Source organism: Maribacter sp. R77961 (assembly GCF_044594925.1).
GTDB lineage: Bacteria > Bacteroidota > Bacteroidia > Flavobacteriales > Flavobacteriaceae > Maribacter.
Genome location: NZ_CP138991.1, coordinates 1,486,867 through 1,512,369, shown reverse-complemented (window position 1 = coordinate 1,512,369; position 25,503 = coordinate 1,486,867). Strand labels below are relative to the sequence as shown.

20 protein-coding genes are annotated in these 25,503 nt (G+C 35.2%); 3 read left to right on the top strand and 17 right to left on the bottom strand.

Annotation, left to right across the window (positions count from 1 at the left end; translation table 11 throughout):
* Window positions 1-125 precede the first annotated feature (125 nt).
* Window positions 126-1,394: an O-antigen ligase family protein gene (locus SJY09_RS06565; protein ID WP_396638163.1), complete on the top strand. Its 1,269-nt coding sequence runs from the start codon at window positions 126-128 to the stop codon at window positions 1,392-1,394.
* Window positions 1,387-2,478: a glycosyltransferase gene (locus SJY09_RS06560; RefSeq protein ID WP_396638162.1), complete on the top strand. Its 1,092-nt coding sequence runs from the start codon at window positions 1,387-1,389 to the stop codon at window positions 2,476-2,478. The genes SJY09_RS06565 and SJY09_RS06560 overlap by 8 nt, the downstream gene beginning before the upstream one ends.
* Window positions 2,479-2,490: 12 nt before the next feature.
* On the opposite strand, the gene SJY09_RS06555 is transcribed toward SJY09_RS06560, so the two are convergent.
* From SJY09_RS06555 to SJY09_RS06475, 17 genes are all read right to left on the bottom strand, one after another.
* Window positions 2,491-4,011, bottom strand: a complete 1,521-nt coding sequence (locus SJY09_RS06555; RefSeq protein WP_396638161.1) for a lipopolysaccharide biosynthesis protein — start codon at window positions 4,009-4,011, stop codon at window positions 2,491-2,493.
* 7 nt (window positions 4,012-4,018) lie between these two features.
* Window positions 4,019-4,990 (bottom strand): glycosyltransferase family 2 protein, encoded by a 972-nt coding sequence (locus SJY09_RS06550; RefSeq protein WP_396638160.1) that lies wholly within the window; start codon window positions 4,988-4,990, stop codon window positions 4,019-4,021.
* 42 nt (window positions 4,991-5,032) lie between these two features.
* Complete coding sequence (locus tag SJY09_RS06545) at window positions 5,033-6,748, bottom strand: N,N-dimethylformamidase beta subunit family domain-containing protein (RefSeq protein WP_396638159.1); 1,716 nt, start codon at window positions 6,746-6,748, stop codon at window positions 5,033-5,035.
* Window positions 6,749-6,758: 10 nt separating this feature from the next.
* Window positions 6,759-7,772 carry a peptidoglycan bridge formation glycyltransferase FemA/FemB family protein gene (locus SJY09_RS06540; protein WP_396638158.1) on the bottom strand — a complete coding sequence of 338 codons (1,014 nt, stop codon included), beginning with the start codon at window positions 7,770-7,772 and terminating at the stop codon, window positions 6,759-6,761.
* Window positions 7,773-7,780: 8 nt separating this feature from the next.
* On the bottom strand, window positions 7,781-8,404 hold the full coding sequence (locus SJY09_RS06535; RefSeq protein ID WP_396638157.1) for a sugar transferase: 624 nt from the start codon (window positions 8,402-8,404) through the stop codon (window positions 7,781-7,783).
* Between the two features lie 2 nt (window positions 8,405-8,406).
* Window positions 8,407-9,549: a glycosyltransferase family 4 protein gene (locus SJY09_RS06530; protein ID WP_396638156.1), complete on the bottom strand. Its 1,143-nt coding sequence runs from the start codon at window positions 9,547-9,549 to the stop codon at window positions 8,407-8,409.
* A gap of 302 nt (window positions 9,550-9,851) precedes the next feature.
* Window positions 9,852-11,030, bottom strand: coding sequence for a glycosyltransferase family 4 protein (locus tag SJY09_RS06525; protein ID WP_396638155.1), 1,179 nt, complete (start codon window positions 11,028-11,030; stop codon window positions 9,852-9,854).
* 37 nt (window positions 11,031-11,067) lie between these two features.
* The gene (locus SJY09_RS06520) at window positions 11,068-12,219 is read right to left on the bottom strand and encodes a glycosyltransferase (RefSeq protein ID WP_396638154.1); all 1,152 of its coding nucleotides are present in this window, start codon (window positions 12,217-12,219) and stop codon (window positions 11,068-11,070) included.
* A 4-nt stretch (window positions 12,220-12,223) separates the two neighbouring features.
* Window positions 12,224-13,291, bottom strand: coding sequence for a glycosyltransferase family 4 protein (locus SJY09_RS06515; protein WP_396638153.1), 1,068 nt, complete (start codon window positions 13,289-13,291; stop codon window positions 12,224-12,226).
* A 1-nt stretch (window position 13,292) separates the two neighbouring features.
* A complete protein-coding gene (gene asnB / locus SJY09_RS06510; protein ID WP_396638152.1) occupies window positions 13,293-15,098 on the bottom strand; it encodes an asparagine synthase (glutamine-hydrolyzing) in 1,806 nt (601 codons plus the stop codon).
* A gap of 20 nt (window positions 15,099-15,118) precedes the next feature.
* Window positions 15,119-16,282 (bottom strand): O-antigen ligase family protein, encoded by a 1,164-nt coding sequence (locus SJY09_RS06505; RefSeq protein ID WP_396638151.1) that lies wholly within the window; start codon window positions 16,280-16,282, stop codon window positions 15,119-15,121.
* On the bottom strand, window positions 16,279-17,400 hold the full coding sequence (locus SJY09_RS06500) for a glycosyltransferase family 4 protein (protein WP_396638150.1): 1,122 nt from the start codon (window positions 17,398-17,400) through the stop codon (window positions 16,279-16,281). The genes SJY09_RS06505 and SJY09_RS06500 overlap by 4 nt, the downstream gene beginning before the upstream one ends.
* Window position 17,401: 1 nt before the next feature.
* Window positions 17,402-18,730, bottom strand: coding sequence for a murein biosynthesis integral membrane protein MurJ (gene murJ / locus SJY09_RS06495; RefSeq protein ID WP_396638149.1), 1,329 nt, complete (start codon window positions 18,728-18,730; stop codon window positions 17,402-17,404).
* Window positions 18,731-18,789: 59 nt separating this feature from the next.
* Complete coding sequence (locus SJY09_RS06490) at window positions 18,790-20,070, bottom strand: nucleotide sugar dehydrogenase (RefSeq protein ID WP_396638148.1); 1,281 nt, start codon at window positions 20,068-20,070, stop codon at window positions 18,790-18,792.
* Between the two features lie 29 nt (window positions 20,071-20,099).
* Window positions 20,100-21,428, bottom strand: coding sequence for a UDP-glucose dehydrogenase family protein (locus SJY09_RS06485; RefSeq protein ID WP_396638147.1), 1,329 nt, complete (start codon window positions 21,426-21,428; stop codon window positions 20,100-20,102).
* Entirely contained in the window at window positions 21,425-22,000 is a 576-nt protein-coding gene (locus SJY09_RS06480; RefSeq protein WP_396638146.1) for a serine acetyltransferase, read from the bottom strand. The genes SJY09_RS06485 and SJY09_RS06480 overlap by 4 nt, the downstream gene beginning before the upstream one ends.
* Window positions 21,982-22,980 carry an SDR family oxidoreductase gene (locus SJY09_RS06475; protein ID WP_396638145.1) on the bottom strand — a complete coding sequence of 333 codons (999 nt, stop codon included), beginning with the start codon at window positions 22,978-22,980 and terminating at the stop codon, window positions 21,982-21,984. Before SJY09_RS06475 ends, SJY09_RS06480 begins: the two co-directional genes overlap by 19 nt.
* Before the next feature lie 961 nt (window positions 22,981-23,941).
* On the opposite strand from SJY09_RS06475, the gene SJY09_RS06470 reads away from it, so the two are divergent.
* Window positions 23,942-25,438: a hypothetical protein gene (locus SJY09_RS06470; protein WP_396638144.1), complete on the top strand. Its 1,497-nt coding sequence runs from the start codon at window positions 23,942-23,944 to the stop codon at window positions 25,436-25,438.
* Window positions 25,439-25,503 lie beyond the last annotated feature (65 nt).

Genomic DNA, 25,503 nt, shown 5'->3' with positions numbered 1-25,503 from the left:
TAGTCTATAAATGAAATAATGAGTATAAATCTTCGTTATACCAATCCGAACTAATTTATAGACTAATTTTATAGTTAGTCATTATTTCTTCATCTTTGTAATAATTAAGCTAACCCGTTTAAACTGTGGTTCAAAACCAAATTAGAAATCATTCTAAATCAATAGGCCTGTTAGTTTTTGCCAACCTGATTGTTCTTTTGGTGATAGGTCCATTATTAAGTGTCCAATCTTTTGGGACATATATTCTTTTACCTACGTTGTTTATAATTACAGTCTTTAGAGATAGGTTTACTTGGGATCAAGGAAATTTTCTTGTAAAAATACTTGCATTATATTGGGTATATTCCATAGTCTCTGTTTTTTATTATGTCGATTTTCAGGGTATGATGCGTGATTTAAGTGGCTTAACAGGAGTTTTGTTAGCTTCTTATTGTGCACTTGCATTAAACAAGAACGAAAACCATGAAAGGTATTACCATTGGGGCTTTATTAGTGCCATAATTCTATTAATGTTGATAGAGTTTTTAAATGGTCATGTTTTTATTAGTTCTAGCGGTTTTGAAGGTGCTAAAACAATGGCCGATCCTTATGGCGATCCTAGAGCGGATAGGGGTATTTTTCTTCATAATGCTAATGCCTATTCCTATTTTTCATATTTCGCTAATATTTCGCTCTGCTATTTATACCTAAAGTATCGAAAGAAGTACGTTATGGTACTCCTTTTGATTCTACCTATAGTTTTCATCCTATTTTCTTTTGTTACACAGTCCAGATCCGGTTTACTACTACTCATATTTACAAATGTGATTTTTTGGGTTTTTATTCTTAGGAATACTAGTAAAAACCCATTAATCAATATAGGTAGGTTTGTGGTGATTTTTGGTGTATTGGTCTTTATGGCATTCCAGTTTATTTCTATTTTTGAAAATTCCGATATAAAAGATAGGCTTGTTCAAAAAGATGAAAGTACATTGGAAAGAGAGGGATTAATACAGGAAGGCATCAATATGTTTTTTGATTCTCCGGTAATAGGGGTAGGGTTGGGACAATTTTCTCATTACAGTTCTACCCGTCAATTTTCCCATAATTCCTTCGTGGAAATATTAGCGGAACAAGGTTTTATTGGTGGAATTTTATTACTGTTCATTTTTGGGATACCTGCTCTGAAAAGTTTAAAAAACGTATTGTTATTTCCAAGGAGTGAGTTGACTAGACTTAATGTTCTCTTTTTTTTTACATTTTTAGTGTTCAATAACGTTTACGTTTTTTACAAATTTTCATTTTCCATGACCTATTTCTTTTTAATCGTTGCGATACAAAATAAACTAACACGAAGTATAGAAGATGAGAATGAGGCGATAAATAAACAATTTATGGTTACTGACAATGACTAAAAAAAGGATAGCTTTTGTATTAGGAACGGTTTCCAAAGATGGCGGTATAGCTAGGGCTACCTCATTATTAACGGATAGTCTTCATAAAACCGGGCTATATGAGATTCATATTATTGGATATTCCAAAGGGGATGATGAGATTGGTTATAATTGGAATCCAGAACTTACCTATCATCATCTTTTAGAGCACTTGATACCAATGAAAAAAGGTATTTTCAAGGCCACTTTAAAACTGAGAAAAATCATTAAGAGCAGGGATTTGGACCTTGTGATTGCCTGTAGTTCCATAATTGGTCCTATGGGTGTTCTAGCTACAATGTTTGGTAAGACTAAACTTATTTATTGGGATCACTCTAGTTTTTTTGAAAATACCGCACATGATTTTATTCTGCAAGGAAAAAAGTTTACCGCTCGCTTTTCCAATGCCGTTGTGCCGCTTACGAAGCACGATGAGAAAAATTATGAGAAACATACTTCTGCTAAAAAAATAGCACAAATTTATAATCCAATAGATGTAAGGTTAGAGGGGCTTTCCCATGATTATAACCATAGTTCCAAAAAAATAATCAGTGTAGGAAGACTTACTTTTCTGAAGAATTTTGAATTGCTTGCAGATGTTGCTAAAATTGTCTTTGAACAATGTCCAGCGTACACATGGCATATTTTTGGTGGAGGAGAGAGTGAGCAGAGTATTAAGAAAAGAATCGCTGATAACGGTATTTCGGACAAGCTTATTTTAAAAGGACATGCCACCGATTTGTATGCCATATATCCCGATTATGCTTTAATGGTAATGACATCTAGATCAGAAGGTTTTCCGATGACACTTTTAGAGGGAATGGCCAATAAGATACCTTTGATAAGTTTTGATATTATTTCTGGGCCTAATGAAATAATTGAACCGGGTAAAAATGGTTATTTAATAGAACCACTCCATGTTGAGGCCATGGCCAGTTCCATAATTGAGTTGCTCAATGATGAAGACAAAAGAAAAGCTTTCGCAGAAAGGAACATGGACTATGTAGACCGGTTTAGCATGAATAGTGTAGTTGAAAATTGGAAAAACCTAATCCATAATCTTTAGATTATCCTTGTATTATATAAAGTTCTTCAAACGTACTAGTAGACTTCTAGATTCTTTGTTCAATAAAAATAGTAGGGGGAAATAGATACCCGTAATCAGAGCGCTTATAATTAAACCATTTAAGACCCAATCTTTTATATTAACCTCTGCCGATTGAATGCTTAAAGAATCATAGAGTAGGGATATAAGATAAAAACTTACTAGAAAGGAAGCCAAGAGAGGTATATTTTTTAAATAGTAGCTCCTTACATTGGTTTTGAAACCGTTATGATACAAAAAGTAAGGTTTCCAGATAAAAATGATAAGAAATAAACTTATTAGTGTAGCCATTAAAATACCGTCCAGACCATATATTTGACCTAAGATTATTGATAAAACTAAATTCAATAATGCCTCTGTTATAGGTGCCCAAGTATCATGGAATAGTCCGTAGGCATAAATATAATGATCAACGGGAGCGCGTATCTGTGTTATGAAAAAACTTATGCTCATAAGTATTATGGTAGATTGTGCCAGAATGTATTTGCCTCCTAACCAAAGTTCAATAAAGGGATCTAGCATAAAATATATGGCAATACAAAAGAAACCACCTATGAGATAACGTAGACCGGTCATTTCCCAAAAAATATGTTCACTTTTTTTAGCATCACCTTCGGATACCAAATTTCCAATACCGGCTTCACTATTTCTAAAGATAATATTCAAAAGGTTGTTTATTTGCCTAAATATTAGTTGGTAGTTCGTAAAAAAGGTGACCGTATTCACGCCTATTAATGCGAAAATTATAATTTGATCCGTACCGTCCAGAACAAAGGTTGCCATTTTATGAACAAAGGATTGCTTTATTTTGGTAATCAGTCCGCTATGTTCTTTTAAGTCAGGTTTATTGTATTTAGATGGTAGCCAAGGATATTCTTTTTCAATACTTTTATTTACAGCATAGGTGAAAATCAACGCAAAGAACAAATCTGAAATAATCCAAAACAAAATACTACCTAAGTAATAAGCTACAAAAGCTTGCACCAGTAGCCTTAGAATATTGGTAATTTGGTAGTTTCTGAAGACGACATAACTTTTTTGATCAGCTTCAAGAATAAGGATTCTAAAATTGACAAAATAGGTGAGCAGCGTAGCGGCTAAAAAGGTAAAATAATAGAGATAAACATAAACAAGGCTAAAAGGTAGGTCCTTAAATACCATCGGAATAAAAAAGGAAAATACAATTCCTAAACCACTAATAAGAAGACCTATACGTTTGTAAAGAAATGAAAGTAAGGAAACTATTTCGCTAATCTTATCTCGGTTTCCACTATTAAAATGAGGATAAAGCGCAAAGCCGATTACAGTACCAATTCCTAATTCGGCTAGGTTTAGAAAACCAACGATACTTTTAATTGTTTCCGTAAGTCCAATAAACTCATCACCAAGGTGATCTAGAAAAACTTTTCTCGCAACAAATTGTGTAACTAAGGCTATAGAATAATAGAGCAAGCCAATTTTGGCGTTTTTTATGGTCATTTTAACTCTAGACATCCGTATCTTATTTTAAGTTGCGTGCTAATCGTGTAATACTAGAAAATAGGGGTAAGGGAAGAAACTTCACCATCAAGAACTGCACTCTGTACGGGTCCCCGTACATATTTGCCAACAAGACAGTTTTTAACCATTTACGATGCTTAAAGTCTTTGTCTTTCTCAGGTGAGCAGGCTATTTCCTTAATTTGTCTTATGCATACCAAACCAAGGTTTCTTGCTGCCAGTTTATTCAAGTTTGGATTATTTTCCCGGGCCACTATTTTTTTGATGTCTTTAGAGGCATTAACAAAATCATACATTCTTTGGGTATGAAACTCGCTTTTGGTGATTCCTTCTGGATTTTGGAAGTAAAAATAGAGCTGTTCGTCAACGACTCCAAGTTTATTTATTTTAGAAAGAATTTCAAATGTAAAGGTAGCGTCCTCTGCAGTTATCCCTTCTATAAACCTTACGTCTCCAATTGCAGATTTTCTGAACATCCTATAGGGAACACCCCAAATACCATAGAAAAGACTACGTTCTATAGCTTCTTCCTTATGAAGCAGTACAGGCTCGTAGACCGTTATTTTTTTCTCTTCGACCATACCGGGCGTACTTAGCTTGTCGCACTCGGATAGATCGGTATTATGTAAGGTTAAGGTATTGGCCAATAGCTCTATATATCTTGTATGAAGCCAATCATCACTATCTACAAAAGCAATATATAAGCCTTTTGCAATTGCTAGACCGCTATTTCTAGCACCACTTAAGCCTTGATTTTCTTGATGAATAACCTTTATTCTTGAATCTTCCTTAGACAATTCGTCACATAATGCTCCACTTTTATCAGGGGAACCATCATCAATAAGTATAATTTCTAGATGGGTATAGGTTTGGGCTATAATACTAGCTACACACCTTCTTAGATAGTCTTCTACATTGTAAACGGGTACAATGATACTTACAAGCGGTTGTTCAATAGTGGGTGCTGAGTTCATTTGTAATGTGATTAATCGAAAATAAAACGAAAATTGCGTTGATCAATTGCCCGCTTCGGCACCAAATTCTTTAAGAATGTTTTTGGTTATCCTCGATACTTGTTCGGTTTTGCAGGATTTTCTCAGTTTAGGTGCATTGTAGTCATCAAGGCCCCAAGCCCACTGCATAGAACCGGTTGCGAAAACTTGCGATCCAGAACTGTGTTTGTACAAGGTCATATGTGAATCAAAATCGGCAGCGTAATTTTTGTTGAACGAATTAATCCGCCATAAGAAAACGACTATAGGGATGATAATAGTCGCGAACCCTATGAATATCCCAAGACTAGGATATCGTTTAAAAACATAAAACTGTATCACTATGAAAGTGCCTAAGAATAATAAGAACAGCCCTATCAGTATATTTTTGCTTATGGATTCGCTCATGCCAAATTTATTTGTCAAAACAGCTGTAACCTTATTCTTGATCAGGTCAATATTCTGTTTGGCTATATATTTATAATCGTTCTTGTACAGGTTTATACTTTTTGAGCTAGCCAGAACCGTTATGTTTTCAGGAGAATTGGCATGTAGTGCATCACTTTCATAGCCCAACAGGCCCTTTAAGGAATCGCCATCTTTTAAGCCTGTACCTTCGTAAATCCAATGCCCTGCATTGCTTATAGTAATATCTCCCGTAACGGGGTCGTTTACATATTGCACACCTAAGAGGGCCGCTTCCGGATTGTTTACGGGCGCCTCTCTAAAATTGGTCGATGTCGTTACTCCCTGCACCGGGTCACGCTCTGGTTCTTTGTAACAGACTATGGTCCTGTCCGCCACACCGGTGGTTGCACTAGGTTCAAATCGAATTTGCCAATAGACGGCGTTAGAGGCAAAAAATGTTAAATTAACTCCTTTATCCCTTATCTCTTCTACATTGTCCCGCATTGTTTTGGACCAATACTCATCATGCCCATGGGAGACAAATAATTTGGTGTTAGCAAGTAATGCTATGTTTTGATGCGTATCTACGTTGGTAATGTAGCCCACATTATATCCATTTTTTTCTAACCATCTTAGCATATTATAGTCCCATCCCGCGCTACTAATAGGATACCCCATAGCGGTAGGTGCCACATTGGTCAAGAAGTCGCCGGCTCCAATTCCATAAGATGCTTTACTATTATGACTGCCGGAATAAGGCCGATCAAAAGAAACTTTGTCCGCATGTTTACCTTCCTTTGTTCCCCAATTGACAAGTGAACCACTCGCCCAGTTGTAAAGCGATTTTCCACCCCAAAAATTATAGGCTTGGTAGGTGGTTACCGGTAATTGAAAAAGGAGGTCTGGTTTTAGTGTCGCATCTCGGATAACAAAAATAATATAACTCTGTTTTCCTGTAGTGAACTCTTCTAACTTGGTCAGGTAAACACCCGTTTCCATAGCATCTGTCCCCGTAAGTGTATATGCTACATCCCAATCACAGGCCACTAGACCTGTCTCTTTATCGGGGACAGGAATGTTTTGTTCACTGCCTTTTAAGGTAATAGGGCCATCGACCAATCTGCCCCCTTTGCCATTATACCAGCCCATCCTAAAAGTAGTGGCGCTAAATTCCGCTGCTGCGGTATTTACAAAAAAGTCAATTTGCTGTCCCTTGTTAATACTAGTTAAGCTAGCATAACCCTCAATTTCACGATTTATAGCAGGATTCGTTAATTCCCAATCCGTGGTGCCGTTCTTTGCATTTTCTATTTGAATGTGATTCTGTGCCAAGATAGTAGTTTTAATTGCTCCTGTACAAAGGAAAATAGTCAGTATCAGTGTTAGCCTTGTCTTTTGAAAGTGCATCGTAAATTTCTTGATTTGCAATATATTTCCAAACGGAGAACTCTTTATATGTTTTTGAAAAAGAGGCCTTAAAATTATAAAGGGAATCTTCCCTACCACCTAGTCCGCCACCGAGGTTAAAATAGGTGTAACCTTCCGCTGTACCTCGCAAGCGCATTTCGTCCAAGAAAAGATTAGCCGGAGCAATAGAGAGGTAGTCCGTTCTACTGCCGGATAAATGAAATTGTACGATCTTACCTGTTTTTACGAACATAGAGGCGGCAACTGTATAGTTGTCTTCTAAGTGGTTCACCAAAAGAATATCGGTCTCGAAATCTTCACATTTTAGGAAATTAAAAAAGTATTCTCTGGAAAAATAATAGTTTTTATTTGCAGAAAGCCTATCCATATTCTCATAATAAATATCGATAAAGGTATTTATCTCCTCATCCGTCTCGGCTTTCTTTACCTCACAAAGTCTTCGGCATTTATTCGTTCTGTTCTTAGTGCTTTTTCCATATTGCTTTCTTTGCTCTTCCAAAGATTGTGCGATATCTATGTTCACCACTTTACCAAGCATGGGTCGGGAGCCCATACCACTCAGAATATGATTTTGATGCTCTAGATAGGGGTGAAGTCTAGAAAAAACGGCGATTATTTTCTCGTCGTTCAACCAGTTGTCCAGGGCCTTCTTAAATTTAGAAGTGTCAAAGCTTGAATCTACATTACTGGAGAGGGGCCCCGCATAGCCGTAGACTGAAGTTAGATCAAAATAATCCGTATTTGGAATTGCCCGCTTTAAAAAAGGAATTACGATTACAACATCTCCCTCGGTATAGCTAAAGAGTATGGGGTGCTCGTCTTCTTTTTTCGAAATATGATGGTAATCGTACGTATGATAAAAATCATGATTTTTCATAGCACCGACAGTAGTTTTCCATGCTGTTTTAGCTTCTATAATTGATACCATCTTATGACTTATTTTAGTTGTTGTTGCTTGTTAGAACCGGTAAATAATTCCATGGTAACGGTCTCACTGGCAGAAATGCCCTCTTTCTTAAACACTTTTTGTACTGTTTTTAATAGAATTATGAAATCTAGTTTAAATCCTATGTGGTTAACGTACCACACGTCGTATTTAAATTTTTCTTCCCAACTTATAGCGTTCCTACCGTTTACTTGAGCCCATCCGGTAATACCAGGTTTAACCAAATGTCTTTTGGCCTCTTCTTGGTTGTAATGCTCAAGATAGGATACTAATAAAGGTCTGGGGCCTACAAAGGACATATCCCCTTTTATTACGTTGAGTAGCTGAGGTAATTCATCCAACGAATTTTCTCTAATAAATTTACCTACTTTGGTAATGCGTTTAAAATCTGGTAGTAATTTTCCATTCGCATCTTTTTTATCGTTCATGGTCTTGAACTTTATAATACTAAAGATACGCTCGTTTTTACCGGGTCTCCTTTGATAGAAAAACGGTTTGCCATTGTTGGCTATAATTAGGAGTATGGTCAATGCTAAGAATAGTGGTAGGAAGGTGATAAATACCCCTAGCGCAACAAGAAAGTCCAGACTACTTTTAACTGCCTTTTGGTACATTATTAAGCGTTATGAATTTTAATTTTTTCGTAAATTTTTAAGGTTTCCTGGGTCATTACCGGTATGGTAAAAGTGGCCAAAGCTTTTTCTTTGGCATTTTTAGCCAATAGCTGCATCTTATCTTTATTGTTTACGAGCTGTGTTAAGCAAGCACTTAATTCTTCATGTTTTTCTGTAGTAAACAAAAGTCCATCGACCCCGTCGTTAATTTGTTCATAGGCACCCTCGGTATTACTTCTAATAGGGCAACAACCACTCATCATAGCTTCTAAAGTTACTAATGGAAAAGATTCCATTCTAGAGGGTAGTACAAAAATATCAAAAATATCATAAAAAGGTTTAGGGTCTCTAAACGCAATTTGCTTTGTGAATGAGGCAATTTTTGCATCTGAAATCATACCACTTAACCAATTATATTCCTTAGAGTTTAGTTCGCCACCCACAAAAACAAAATATAGTTTTTGTTTTATATCTTTCGAGAGTTCTTCCAAGGCCTTCACCATAATATCCGTTCCCTTTCTTAAGGATAAACTACTAACGGCCCCTACAACGATTTTATTTTCAGGAATACCTAATGATTTCTTTAAGGCTAGCTTTTCGTCTATGGTAATTGCTGTAGCATATCTTTTATTTACACCATGATGAATAATACTTACTTGGTCTTCTGTAATCCCGTAGTTTAAAATACTATCCCTTTTAGACTCCTCGCTAATAGCAATAACATGGGTAGGTGTTTTAAACTTTAAGTTTGGCTTAAGGCCCATTTGGTGTATCGTAGTTGTAAATTTTTTACCCAGTAACCATGGTACAAAAGTCATATATGGCGATTGTGCATGTATAACGTGCGGGTTATATTTCCTAATCCATTTAAGCATGTTAAAAACGGAACCTATAGTTTGTACACCCTTACTCAGTAAACCGCCTTCAGGTGTTTTAAACTCTTTTACGGTAACCCCCATTTCTTTAAACTGTTGGTAAAATAGTTCTACACGTGCGTTCTTTTCTCTACTTATACCACCGGTAATTAATAGAATACGATGTCCTAAATCTGTTAATCCCTTTGCTAAATCTATAGTATGTGTAGTAACACCCGTTGTTTCTATTCTACTTAATAAAAAAACAATCTTCAATGGTTTGTTGGTCATTATAAGGTAAAATTAGTATGAGCTCTAATTAGGGGGAAAGGTACAACGCATACAAAGTAAACACTAAATTTTTGGATTAAGGTTATCTAATAGAAGTTAACAGGTATCCGTGAGAATTAAACTACCTCCAATTAGTATGGTGTTTGGTATTCTTCTAGAATTTTATTCCAAATCGTAGGCCAATCGTACTTTACTACAATTTTTACATTAAAATTATTTAAGTAGCGTCCAAAGCAAACTAGATGTAATAGACTAAAATTGTGCATTTTAGTCACTAGATAATGATGCTGCTAAAAAAAGTACTATGATTGTAACTCTTTGGTGAGTAAGGCATACTCCTTACTTATATATTTCCAAATTTTTTTACAATCATACTTCTCAATAATAGAATTTCTTATTTCTGAAGGAGGAAGTGTTACGTATGCTTTTGGATTTTTCATAAAGGTGGTCATTTCATCTAAAATTGCCGTGCTGTCCTTAACCGGAATAATGATACCACTTTTCCCGTGCTCAATAATTTCATTATTACCATTAATATCACTAACTATGGCCGGTATGCCCATAGCATTGGCTTCCATCACTACATTTGGGAACCCTTCTCTATAGCTTGGAAACACGAATGCATCCGCTATGGCATAGTAGGGTCTAACATCCATTATAGTACCCGGAGTAATAATAGCCGTATTGGCGGCAATTAATTTTTCTGTTTCCGGTAATAATGGGTCTAAATCGGGTTCATGAGGGCCGACTAAAACAAGTTTTGTGTTTTCAACACTATTATGGAGTTCACAGAACGCAGCAACTAGCTCATTAACGCCTTTGTCAGTGACCAAGCGACCAATAAAAACAAATACATGATCGGTTTCCTTAATGCCCAGCTTTGCCTTTAAATCTAAAATAGCCGTATCGGTAATCAAGGAAGGGTTAAAATATTGGGTATCCGTACCATTAGAACTGCCGTCTCCCAGTACTTTCAATTTGTTTGGATTGCAATAATTGTTTTGCGTAATAATAGCTTTTAATCCATGAGAATTTGGATAGACGTGTGAGGCAAATGCGTAGGTCATTTTCTCAACAATATCCAAAAGTTTCCGTTTTGAGCCTTGGGCTTCCAATAACGGTAAACCTGCTACGTCATGTAACCTTAAAGGTACTCTGGCCAACCATGAAGCAAACATGCCCACTATACCTGCCTTTGGCGTGTGGGTATGAACAATTAAAGGCTTGTGTTTCCGTAAGATTCTGTAAAGCTGATACACACTTTTTATATCTTTGAGGGGGGTGATCTGCCTTGTCATTTCCACGGGAATAACCTTTACGCCTTCGCGTTCCGCTACCTTATTGATCTTTCCATTTCCACTGGCAGAAACCCCATACACATCAAAAGCAGTATTCATATAGCGCAGCTGTCCTTTCAAGAGGCCGTTTAGTGAACCTGCTATGGTTGTGATTCTGAAAAGTTTTGATTTGTTGTTTCCCATGAATATCAGATTGTTTTTTTTATGACGCTGCTAGAAATTAGTTTTCTATTGCTTTATAAAAAAGACTTAGTATTTTATCCTTTTCAAAGTCCTTTACGCGGACTAGAACGTTTTTTTCACAAGACTTCTTATAACTGGTATTGGTAATCATCAGTTCAATTGCCTTAGCCATAAAATGGGCATTGTCAATCGGAGTAAGAATACCATAATCAGTTTTCATGATATCTGATTTTTTTTCTTCAGTTAGTTTCATGATTTCGGAGGGCCCTGCCTTACAGTTCGTACTTATGATAGCTTTTCCACAGGCCATTGCTTCTAGCAGAACATTAGGAAAACCTTCATGGTTAGAGCCAAAAATAAATAAGTCAGCTTCTTTTATGAATTGATAGGGATTACTATCAAAGCCCATTAAGAATACTCGGTCATTAAGTTCTAATGCTGTTATAAGTGCTTCTAGTTTACTTTTTAGCCCACCAGAACCCAAAATATATAGTCTTGAGTTTTTTTCATTTAGCAAGGCCATGGCATTTATTAGCATTTGATGATTTTTACCAGCATCTAAACGCCCCACAGTAATGATATTAAAGTAACTCTTGTCAAAAAAAGCTTTTTTTGGAGTAATGGCATTTATTTTAGCCAAGTCAACCGGGTTCTGAATTACCTGCATCTTTTCCTTGGGAATATTGAAGTTCTCAATTAGATCATCATGATTTCCGTAAGAATTCCCAATGATTTTTTTGCCTTTTGGGTATAACCATTTAATTAGTCGCTTATTTAGTTTTGACTGTAAGCTATTATCCGCATAGTGCATACTAGGATAGGAACGTTCGTTTAGAACGGTAAGAAAGTTACCCTTAGAAAGCCATTTTGCAAGTACATTAATATAATTGGGTCTTGTCAGAAAACTTAAACTATGAGAAATATTTAAGCTGTTCAGAAGCCTTCCGTATTTTATTGCTTGAAATGGTAGTAACATTAATTTCTTAAAACCACTACCAAATTCCTTCGATTCACTTAAAAGATGAAGTGTTACTCCATCCGGTATTTCATAGCTAATGGCATTGTTCAATAGAAAAAGATGTACCTCATGTTCTTGCTTCACTAAATAATCACTTAGGTAAGCTACCACTCTTTCTGCACCGCCACCCTCCATGGATACAATTAAGATGGCTATTTTTTTAGTTGACATACAGTTAAATGCTTTCAATTAATTTAATCCATTTATCTCCAACTTCACTAATGTCGTATCTCTTTAGGTTTTGAAAACCATTTCTACCTAAATTATTCCTAAGCTCATCATCTTTCATTACTTTAACAATGTTAGAGATAAGTTTATCGAGATTCTGGTTTTCTACTAAAATTCCGTTTTCACCGCTATTTATAATGTCCGATGGTCCAGAGACGCAATCATAGGCTATGCATGCCATTTCTTGCGATAATGCCTCTAATAGTGCCATTGGCATTCCTTCATATTTAGAACTTAGGACGAATATTTCCGATTTTTGCATTAAAAAATTCACATCGTTCCTGAAACCTGTAAAAGTCACAAAATGTTCGATTTTTAAATCTTTAACTAATTCTTTTAAAGTTGAAATACCATTATCGCCACCACCAACTAGCTTTACTTTCCATTCTTTGTTTTCAGGCAATACTTTAGCTAATCCCTTTAATAAATTATCAAAACCTTTTTCTTCATAGCGATTCATGTTACCTACGGCAAGTATAGTTTTTTCTTTATCTAAACCTTTGCTTGGCCTAAAGGAACATGGATTTTCCATAACAATCACGTTCTCATTTTTTTGCTTAAAATATTCTAAATCGTATCTAGTTAATATTGTAATTGCATTTACTTTAGGATATAAAAAGTCCCAAACAATACGATTAGAAAAATTATTGATAAACCTTAAATGATTGGAATGCTCTGAAACTATGATTTTAATTTTATATAACTTGGCAATAGGAATTGTAGCCATTCCCATGAGTCCTATATGTGAGCTTATAACATTTGGTCTGTTCTTCTTTTTTTTATAAAATCTGGCTAGATTAAATAGTGCTCTTGGTATGGCTTGTTGAATTATCCTTTTTTTATGAAAACGAATTCTGTTAATTCTAGGATTTAAATCATAGAAATCACCATCAATAAAGGTTATTATTCGAATTTCATGATTTTTTGAGGCTAGATGGTTGGCTAAATTAACAACTACCCGCTCAGCCCCTCCGGACCTTAAACTACCAATAATGAAGTCTATTTTATATTTCATCTTAGACTTTCTTTATATCAAACCATTTTTTCAGCACGTATAGTTTCCAAATATTAGCTTGGTTGTTTAATTCTCCTTTCATGTGCGATGAAAGTTGTTTTTTAAATTTCTTTATATCTAAATAAGGTATGGTAGTCAAGAATTCGTCATTTAAAGAATCAAGAATTTCTTCTTTTAATTCTTTTTGAATCCAATGGCCTAAAGGTACTCCAAAGCCTTTCTTTGGTTGTGAGAAGATATTTCTAGGGATATACTCTTCAAGTATGTCCCTTAAAATAAGTTTTCCGATACCATTTTCATATCTATATTTTATGGGTAAGTTTCTGGCAAATTCAACAATTCTATAATCTAAAAAAGGACTACGTACTTCAACAGAATAAGCCATGCTAGCACGATCAACCTTTACGTTGCTATCGTTTTCAAGCCATAATTTAATATTTAAATCAGCCGCCCGCTGAAGGGGGTTTTTAGCCCATGCTTTATAATCTGAATAGTGTGAATGCAGCCAATTTCTATTTGAATTTTCAGTAATCGCTTCTGCACCGAGAAAAGTATTGGCAATTAATTCATCGGCGTCTTTCGTAATAAGAGAGTTAATTCCTGCTTCAGAACCAACCCCCAATAAACTAGGTGCGGGTGTTTTTGAAATAAACTTTCTGAACCAAAGGGGAAAATTATAAATTGGAAAATATTTTTGTAGCCTATTAAAATGATTGTAGCCTAAAAAACTTTCATCACCACCATCACCAGATAGGGCAACAGTAACGTGTTTTTTAGTGACTTGATTTAACAATAATGATGGTAAGGCAGATTCGTCGGCAAAAGGCTCATCATAAACTTCAAAAACTTTTGGAATCAGCTCTAAAATATCTTTAGAAGTACACATGGTTGTGGTATGTTCAGACCCAATAATTTGGGCAAACTGCTCAGCAACATCACTTTCGTTGTATTCTGGATTTTCGAAACCTATGGTAAAGGTCTTTATTTTTCTTTCCGATTGTTCTGCTGCTATTGCTGATACCAATGAGGAATCAATACCGCCTGATAAAAATGTACCAATAGGAACATCTGATTGCAAACGAATTTTAACAGCATCACGAATTAAATCATGCAAGTTAGATTTTGCATCTTCGTAGCTTAATGTTGAAGGCAAAACTCTTTCTAGATTCCAATACTCTTCTATTTTAAGGTTGTTGTTCAAGGTATCGATAACCATAAATTTACCCGGAGGTAATTTATAAACGTTCTTATAAATAGAATATGGGGAGGGTATGTATCTAGTTTCTAAATACATGGGAATAGCTTCCTCAAATAATTCTTTACCTTTTGCTATAGGTCTTAGTTGGCTGCAAATCTCAAATTCCCCTCTATTCCAATAGTAATAAAAGGGTTTTACACCCATGCGATCTCTAGCACAGAAAACTTTTTTAGTCTCACTATTGTAAATACAAAAAGCAAACATGCCATTTAATTTAGGTAGTAAAGCTTTACCCCAATGCTTAAAACCCATTAATAGAACCTCGGTATCAGATGTTGTTTTAAAATAATAACCTAACTTTTCTAATTCAGTTTTTATATCCAGATAGTTATAAATTTCACCATTAAAGGTAATATGGTATTGTTCATAGTTCATGGGTTGATTAGAGCGTGGGTCTAGATCTAAAATGGATAAACGCAAGTGTCCTAGTGTAATATTGTCCACTTTAGAGACACCCGTATGATCGGGACCTCGATATTGTATTTTCTCTAATTTGATTTTAACCTCTTCTCTGTTGAAGGGGATATTGGTCAAGTATATACCACACATATATTTATTTTAGGTTCTAATTAGTAGATATTGCTGAGTAGTCTGTTGTTTATAGAATAAATAATCAATTGATTTTGTATCCACATAGAAATTAATAATATGTAATGAATCGAGAAATATTCATGGTTTGTTAGCAGAAATACAAGTAAGGAAAATAAGGCAATAAACAAATATGGTTTAGACCTAAATAATTTGATGCTTTGTGAAACCATTTTAAAATTCATCATTAAGAAATAGATAAAAACAAAAAGCCCCGCTTCGCCTAAAACTTTTAGATAACTATTATGTACACCCACTGGAAAACCTATTTGTTGAGATACGAGTCCTCCTTCAAAAGAGTTTAATCCATTTCCGAAAAAGGGTTTATTAATTATGTAACTATAATATAATGACCATGTTCCCGATCGAGAATCTTCATTTACTTCGCTAACATTTATCTGGTTTCCATTAAAAAAATCAGTAAGTTGTTTTAATCTTACGTTTTGAAAAGGTAGTAGGTCAGAAAAACTTATCAAAATGGAAATGATAATAAAACCATACACAAAAAACTTAATATTTTTGAAACTAACTTTTAACGAAATTATATTAATTAATACCCATATCAATAAAAAAGTACGAGAAAAGGTAAGTAAGCCCATCGCAGTAAATATAATTTGGTTTATCAGACGAGGCTTATTCTTTAAAGCAAAAGTAAAACTATAACCTATTAAACAAATAAACCCTGCTGAGTTCGGGTTTAAATAAAACCCATAAAAACGACCTGAATCTTTTATTGGGTCAAAGAATAGAAATATATGTGCAAGAACAGTAAGAGCACCAATAATTAAGTAGTAATTAAGTTCCTTTAAGGTAGTGTTCATTATTAATTGCTGACCACAAATAACAACTACCAAAAGTTTAAAAATATCTATTAAATAAAAATAGGGTTCCGGAGTGAATTCCTGACCGGATAATGTAGAAACGGAATAATATAAGATTACTAAAAAAAACATCCACATGTTAGGTCTTCCTTTATCCTTAGCTGATATGTAATAAATAATTAAAAGAATGTATGAGGCGATACTCGCAAAACTTGAGACGGAAGGATTTAATTTTACAAATAAAAAACCTGGTAGATTTAGCAGGAAAAGTGATAGAATTAAGTGTTTTAGGATTTCTCTCCTATTTTGATAAATATATTTCATCCCATTCCATTTATTTGAACTAAAGATTCTATTTCATTAACCCATTCTAGAACAATATTTTCAATTTCAAATTTCTTAGCTCTAATTGAGGCTTCTTTTCCCATTTTTTCTATTAAATCTGGTTTATTAACTAATTCCATGATGTACACTTCCAGTTGATTTTGATTTTCAACAGGGATTAGAAAGCCGTTCTCACCATGGGTTATTAGTTCTTCAGGTCCAAAAGGGCAGTTTGTGGAAATACAGGCTAAACCATAATATAAAGCTTCCATTAGGGCATTTGGCAATCCTTCTGATTTAGAAGTAAAAGCAAAAATATCTGATTCAAAATAGTACTTAGACACATTTTTAACTCTACCTATAAATTTAACTTTATCCGTAACATTAAGTTGTTTTACTAGGTTTTGATATTCTTCTTTTTTGTTGCCATCTCCTACGAGGGTCAATGTCCACCCTTCAAGATTAAGATTCGCAAATACCCTGATTAATAAATCTTGAGCTTTATTATTATCTAGACGCCCGACATTTAAAATGTTTTTATGCCCATAATTTCTAGAATTATCTTTTAGTTTTTTCCTTAACTCTTCTGAAATTGGATTTAATATTATTTTAATTTTTCTTGAATCAACTAAATTTTTAAAATACTCTACGTTTCCTTTATTTTGAACAATTAATTTATTGGCCAAAGGATAAGAGAATTTTCTCAAGGTTGACCAAAAGATGTTTTGAGTATCATAATTTGGATTACTTCTTTCACTTACAATTACTGGAATTTGACATCTTCTTGCGGCTAATATTGCCAAAACAGAGCAGTGGGTAGTAAAGCCAATTAGTAGGTTAATATTATATTTTTTTACAAATTTGGATATGGATTTTACTCTTTTGAAATTTTCTAAAATTGAGGATAATTTACCTTTACTTTTGTTAGAGGTATTACTTAGAACTAATCTGACAACATCGGTTTCAATTTTATAATAATTAAATTGGTTGTAGTTGGTAATAATATAAACGTTATAATTCTCTTTTAAGGAATTACATAGGTTGACGACTACCCTTTCGGCACCACCAGCACCTAAATCATGTATGTAAAATGCAATATTCTTTTTGGAACTATTCAATTTATATGGCTCTTTTAAATTGTTTGTAAATAAAAATCATAAAAAATGCATTAGATATGAAATATACTATAGTGGTACTCCATGCAAGACCGTATACTCCTAGTTTTTTAACTAAAAAAAAGTTTAAGAATAAGTTTAGAACTAAGTTAAATAAGGAAATCCAAGCCATAAATCTATTTTTGTTCAAGGCTGTTAAAAAATAAACAGAGATCAATGTGCATAGATAAAATGGAACGTTAGCTAAAGATATTTTTTGCAGGTTAGATACAACAAATGTATTTCCTGAATTAAACTGATTTCTTTCAAATAAAATTCGAACAATATCTGATGAAAAAAATATTGCAACTATTGCAAACAACGACGATATCAAAAATAAAATAATTAGAATTTTCTTTAGTTGAATAAAGGCTTTTTGGATATCTTCAGTAATTAATTTAGAAAAATGGGGTAGTAAAACGTTTCCAAAAGCTACTAATGCAATGCCAACAATGAATGTGGGTATTTTGATTCCATAGTTAATCGCCGCAATGGAACCAATCACCAATTGCGCGGCAAAGAATTGATCTACAAATGGGTTGATTCCCGTAAGTAAACCGGAAATAACTTTAGGAGAATATTGTCGCATCATCATTTGCATATTAGTATTGATTGAAATTTCACCTAAATAGAGTGATTTTTTATTTATTGTAAAAAGAAGTAAATAAAAAAAATTGAAAATACTTCCTAAAAGTAATCCAACTACAAGTGTATAATCACCAAAGGTCGATGCGAAAAAAAATAAACAAACAATGATTGTTAAAGGGGTAAATAATTGAGATAGATTAGAGATTAAGAAATAACCTTCAATTTCTAGTAGCCCGCTCAACAAACTAGAAAGCCCCCAAAAGAAAAGACAAGGTAGGGCTATATAAAGTTGTTTTCTTATTAAACCATAATATTGAGGAGAATGCTCTGGAAAAACACTTTCCAAAAAAAACTCAGAAAACACTAACGCAAACAGCACTAAAATAATTGTTAAGATTAGTATCGCCAATATAGTAAGAGTCTGAAAAGCTTTTCTGTTGTTGGTAGTTTTAGTTTCAATTATATAATTTGGTATGAATAAATTTTTGAGCGAACCAACAAAAACATTTTGAATAAAAGAAGGTATTAATATTGCAATATAATAAGTGTCCAATAATTCTGATAACCCAAAATAAGAGGCTATTAAGGTTTCCTTATAAAATGAAATTAATTTAACTATAAGCGTAATACCTCCTACTAGTAGAATGTTCTGTAAAACTGAATTTGAAAGCTTTTGCTTTATGCTTGAAACGAGTTTATAGAACATGTAGAGATGATTAGTTCAGTTTATTTTAAAAGAGTAGAATCTTCAAATATGAATTTTCACTAAAGGCGCCCTTCTATGTCCTCGGTTAAAATACCTTTTACATCATAAAGTACTCCGTTTGATTTTAGCATACTTCTTAGATTTAAACCAAGAAACTCTTTATGGGCTACCGTGAGCACAATGGCATCATAGGTGTCCTTAGGCAGTTCCTGTGTTGTACTTAACTTGTATTCCTCTACTACTTCTGTACTGGATGCCCAGGGATCGTAAATGGTTACCTCTGTACTGTATTCTTTAAGACTGTAGATCACGTCAACCGCTTTGGTATTGCGTACATCGGGACAGTTTTCCTTAAACGTGATTCCTAGTACCAATATTTTCGCACCTTTGATTTTTACATCTTTTTGTACCATGAGTTTAATGACCTCACTGGCCACATACTTGCCCATACCATCGTTTAAGCGCCTTCCTGCTAAAATAATTTCCGGATGGTAGCCAAATTCCTGTGCGCGTTGTGCCAAATAATAAGGGTCTACCCCAATACAATGCCCACCGACCAAGCCTGGTTTAAAGGGAAGGAAGTTCCATTTGGTACCAGCAGCCTCCAGAACGCTATGCGTATCTATATCCATGAGATTAAAGATCTTTGCCAACTCGTTTACAAAGGCAATATTGATATCGCGCTGCGAATTTTCGATCACTTTTGCAGCCTCTGCAACTTTTATGGTCGGTGCCAAATGGGTGCCTGCCGTAATGACCGAAGCATAAAGGGCATCTACTTTTTTACCGATCTCCGGGGTAGAACCGGAAGTGACTTTCAGTATCTTTTCAACCGTATGCTCCTTGTCTCCCGGGTTTATACGCTCCGGAGAATAGCCTACAAAAAAATCTTCGTTAAATTTTAGACCACTGATACGCTCTAGTACAGGTACACATTCCTCCTCCGTAACCCCGGGATATACTGTAGATTCGTATACGACAATATCTCCCTTTTTTAACACTTTTCCTACGGTCTCACTCGATTTGTACAAAGGGGTCAGAATAGGGCGGTTGGTACTGTCCACTGGCGTAGGGACGGTCACAATATAGTAATTGCAATCCGCAATATCGGCACTATTACTAGAGCATAAAAGACCATTACCATCCGTATCTTTAGACTTTAAAACGGCCTGCAAGGTGGCATCATCTACCTCAAGGGTGCTATCACTTCCGGCTTGTAAGCCCGAAACACGCTCCTGATTGATGTCAAAACCTACGACGTTGTATTTGGTGGCAAATAAACGGGCCAGGGGCAGGCCTACATAACCCAAACCGATTACGGCAATTTTAATAGTACTCATTTTATTAGATTGTTAGTGTTTTACTTTATTTATTTTTTACCAATTTGATGGTATTCAAAACCCAATTCGGACATTCGTTCATCATTGTATTGGTTTCTTCCGTCGAATATTACTGGATTTTTAAGGCGATCTTTAATTTCCATAAAATCGGGCGAACGAAATTCCTTCCATTCCGTTAACAAGAGCATGGCATCCGCATCGGTCAGAGCATCATACTTCGTATCCGTAAAGTGTACATTAGGGGTATCTTTTAAATAAAAATGCTGTGCTTCGGGTATGGCTTTGGGATCGTATGCTTTTACCTGAGCTCCTAAGGCAACTAATTTTTTTATAATATAGATAGCCGGTGCTTCTCGCATGTCATCTGTTCCCGGTTTAAAGGCCAGACCCCAAACTGCAAAGGTTTTACCTTTTAAATCCGTACCGTACTGCGCAATGATCTTATTGGCGATGACAAATTTTTGATTGTCGTTTACTTCTTCTACAGCGGTAATTAATCTAGCCTCGTAGCCATTTTGTTCCGCTGCTTTCTTCAATGCTTTAACGTCTTTCGGAAAACAGGATCCTCCGTAACCACTGCCTGGATAAATAAAGCTGTAGCCTATTCTGCTGTCCGAACCAATACCGATCCGTACTTTGTTCACGTCTGCACCGACCAACTCACAGATATTGGCGATTTCGTTCATAAAGGAAATTTTTGTAGCCAACATGGCGTTGGCTACGTATTTGGTCATTTCTGCCGAGCGTACGTCCATAGTAATTAATCGGTCCATACTACTCCTAAAGAAAGGTGCATATAACTGTCGCATTTTTTCAGCGGTATCCTTGTCATCCGTACCTACCACCACACGGTCCGGTTTCATAAAATCACTAATGGCATCTCCCTCTTTGAGAAATTCAGGATTGGACACGACATGAAAAGGAATATCCTTTTTTCTTTTCTTCAATTCTTCTGCAATCACAGTCTTTACCTTATCCGCCGTTCCTACAGGAACGGTAGATTTATCCACAACAATGAGCGGATTCTGCATATGTTCTCCAATAGATTTGGCAACTTGTAATACGTATTGCAAATCTGCGGAACCATCTTCGCCCATGGGTGTTCCAACAGCTATAAATGCCATATCACAATCTCCGATACTATTGGATAATACCGTATCAAAAGTAAGGGTGCCGTTGGCGACATTACGTTTTACCATAGCCTCCAATCCCGGTTCATAGATAGGAATGATACCTTTGGTAAGGTTCGCTATTTTGGTTTTATCAATGTCTACACAGGTTATTTTATTGCCCATTTCGGCAAAACAAGTACCCGTAACTAAGCCAACATATCCGGTGCCAATTACTGTTATTTTCATACCTTTTTATTATAGATGTTGTTAATATATCCTTCGGTAGCATTACTTTTAGGTATTATTTGACAGGGGTTTCCAATTACTAAAGAATTATCTGGGATATCTATGTTGACAAAGGTCAATGGAGCAATCATTACGTTACTCCCGATTTTGATATTCCCTACAATTACGCTATTAGTACCTATCCAAACTTCATTCCCTATCCTTGGAGTACCTTTTTTTGGGCCTCTAAAAGTTTCACCTATAGTCACTCCTTGAGAAATATTACACCAATTGCCAATAACCGCTTTACCATTAATTACTATATTACCAAAATGACCTATATAAAAGCCTTTTCCAATTTTCGTAAAATTTGGCATTTGAAAACCATATCTATACATATACCTTTGAAACAATAATCTGTAGTAAATACCAGAAAAGCTTAACTTTTTGGAGTGCTGGATTTTTCTTAAAGCAAATGTAAATTTAAAACCAGGTATTTTCAACGCCTGCTTAAACGCTTTATAACTAATTTCTCCTGTGTATCTATAAAGGTCTTCTTTTACAATAGAAAGCATTACTTCAAATTTTTCCAATACCAGTTAACAGCTTCCTTCAGACCTTTTTTGATATCAAATTGAGGGTCGTACCCTAATAAAGATTTTCCTTTAGTTATGGCCGCTAAGGAATGCGGGACATCTCCCTGTCTATTTGGACCATAGCTCGTTTCAATCGTTTTAATTTTAGGGTCAAATGCGCCTAAATATTCTTTTAAGAGTGCCACTAATTCATTTAAATCGGTCCGTTCGCCAAAGGCCACATTATAAACGGTATTGATCGCTTCTGGTGTAGTTCCCAAAAGGGCTCGTACGTTCATTTCAATTACATTATCGATATAGGTGAAATCCCTAGAATAGGAACCATCCCCGTTAATAACAGGAGATTCATGCGCCATTAATTTCATAACGAATTTAGGAATTACGGCGGCGTAGGCTCCATTGGGGTCTTGCTTGCGTCCAAATACATTAAAATAACGTAGACCAATGGTTTCCAGACCATAGGTATTGCTGAAAATTTCAGCATACAATTCATTTACATACTTGGTGATGGCGTAGGGGGAAAGCGGTTTTCCAATAACATCCTCCACTTTTGGCAGGCTTTCGGAATCGCCATAGGTAGAAGAGCTCGCTGCATAGACAAAACGTTTTATTTTGGCATCCCTTGCCGCTACTAACATATTTAAAAACCCAGAAACATTTACCGCATTGCTCGTGATGGGGTCATTAATTGATCTGGGAACGGATCCTAGGGCTGCTTGATGCAAAACATAATCTACTTCATGGCATGCCTTGTGGCAATCGGCTAGATTTCGGATATCGCCTTCAATAAGATTAAAATTAGGATTAGCCCTTAAATGCGCGATATTCTTTTGATGTCCTGTCGCAAAATTATCAAAGCAAGTTACCCTGTTCCCGTTGTTCAATAGTGCTTCACATAAATTGGAGCCTATAAAACCGGCTCCACCGGTGACAAGTATATGATAATCAGGATGTAATTCTAAGTTTTTGATATTCATGGTTGGTGTAAAATTTTCTGCAAAGATCGTTAAATGCCACTAATTAGCGTAAGGAATTAGATGAACTTTTAATATAACAGATAAAAGGGTTCTTTAGTATGTAAGGAGGAAGTAATGACTAGTTGTTGGTTTCTGTTTTCTGTTTTCTGGTTTATGGTTTTTGGTTGTTCCCTTCGACTATGCTCAGGGCGAGCGTTTTTGGTCGCAAAGGGTGTGGTCAAAGCTTTGACGTAGTAGCGCCGAAGTTCATTTATGGTTCATCAACTTTTTTCTAGTACTGTCAATTTGGAGATTGAGCGGAGTAGAAGTCTGTTATAAGGGTATAGCATAGATTTTTAGCTTCCCTCATTTCCTTGATGAAACTAAATTTTATTGTTGACCGAGTGGAGTCGAAGTCAATACATCTGGATAGGTGAAGACAACAAGTTCTACGTGTATGCTATTTGGGTCTTTTATCTCGACTCCGCTCGATAGGGTAGCTATAATACGCTACAGCATTCAATGTCACTTCTAGTGAATTTTGTGAGGGACGAACAAAATTAGTCCCGAAGCTTCGGGGGAGAAGATTTCATCTTGTAAAGGTTACTCGATAGTGTTCTGGGGTGGATGTTAAAAAAGCACTCTTTTTCACTAACTTAATGATAATGAGCTTCTTTGATATGTTAATAAAAATAACCGTTTATCGAATAAAGTGTGAAAAATTGTTAAAAAAAAAGAAATTAAAATCCATACTTCATTTTACTCCGTAACACCCTTGTTGTCAAATTTAGACTACAATTAGTTTGATTTTATCCGATAAAAAGCAGGTTGTTTTAGAAAAAATGGTATTTCATCGAAAAAAAAGGTCATTTCGACTATTAAATGCAATTAACTCCTACTTTTATAAACCAAATCTTAGTGTCTTATGAATTTATTTAAAAACCTACTAAAGAAGCCTACACTTCTTTTTCTCACCGTAACTGTGTTATTACTTTCTAGTTCTTGTGCAAAGGATTCCGATTTATTTGCAGAAATGATAGCTCAAAACGAAGCTGAGCTTTTATTAGAAGAACAAGAAGCTGCTGAAGAAGAATCTGCTGAAGAGGAAACACCTGTTGAGGAAGAGCCAATTCCGGAGGATGACCCAACCGATGATTTTGCTATGGAATTAAAGGCTTTCCCAACTGCGGAGGGTTTTGGTAGGAATACTACTGGAGGTAGAGGGGGATATGTATATGAGGTGACAAATTTAAATGATTCGGGAATAGGTTCTTTAAGGTTTGGTATTGAAGGAACAGGTACAAGGACGATAATATTTAAAGTTTGTGGTACGATTAAACTGCAAGCACCACTTAATATTAGGAATGGCGATTTGACGATTGCAGGTCAAACTGCGCCCGGACAGGGAATTTCTATTACAGGAAATGAATTATCTGTTCAGGCTTCTAATGTTATAGTTAGAAATCTAAGAATAAGAAGAGGTTACAATCCGAATAGTTTTAGTTACGACGGTTTGACAGTTAAAAATTGGAATTTAGGAACGACTATAGAAAATATCGTTATTGACCATTGTTCTGTAGCTTTTTCCAACAACGAAAATTTTATAGTCGCAAATGCTGGTGTAGCTTGGAACACTCCAAACTCTGCATATGTTAAAAATATTACTATTCAAAATTCGATTAGTTCGCAGAATAATCATCTAGTACTTGTGTCTTCTGGGTGTGAAAAACTATCATTATATAATAATTATTTTGCTTTTGGTAACGACAGAGCTCCTCTAGTTTCTTCTCCCGGGACAGCACCATGGTTTGCTGATTTTGGAGAAGAAGATGCAATAGAGGTCAATGAAGTTACCGATTATTTAAGAGCTGAAATAATTAATAATATTATCTATGATGTAGGTACGATTGGAGTAATTACATATGGATTAAAGACAAGTTATATTGGTAATGTTTACAAAAGGTCTAACTCTAATAAAAATAGATATCGATTCAATTTAACTGAGGCTGGGGAAAATAGAACTGATAAACAAAGACCTAATACTGAACTTTATTTATTTGATAATATAGACTTAAATAATGGAGGATTGTTAGAAGAAAATTCACCGGTAATTGCCGATTTCAAGGTAAATGTACCGTATGAAGAAAGTGGTATTGAGGCGATATCGTCAAGTAATTTGCAAATTCTTGATAATGTTGGTGCTCTTCCTAGTGATAATAATGATGCAGACATACTTTCTAGATTTTTTAGCGGAGAATCTCGCCCTACTTCGGGCACATTAAGAGGAGATGGTTTTTATGAGGATGAAATCAATTTAGATTGTTCAGAAAATATTTATCAAGATAATGACGGAGATGGTATGGATGATGCATGGGAAAGAAGTCGTGGTTTAGATCCAATGGTCCAAGACCATAACGGAGATGATGATGGGGATGGTTACACCAATTTAGAGGAGTTTTTAAACTATTTACTCCCTTAGTTTAGATTCAATTTAAAAATACCAATAAAAAAAGGCCACTTTAGCAGTGGCCTTTTTTATTACTG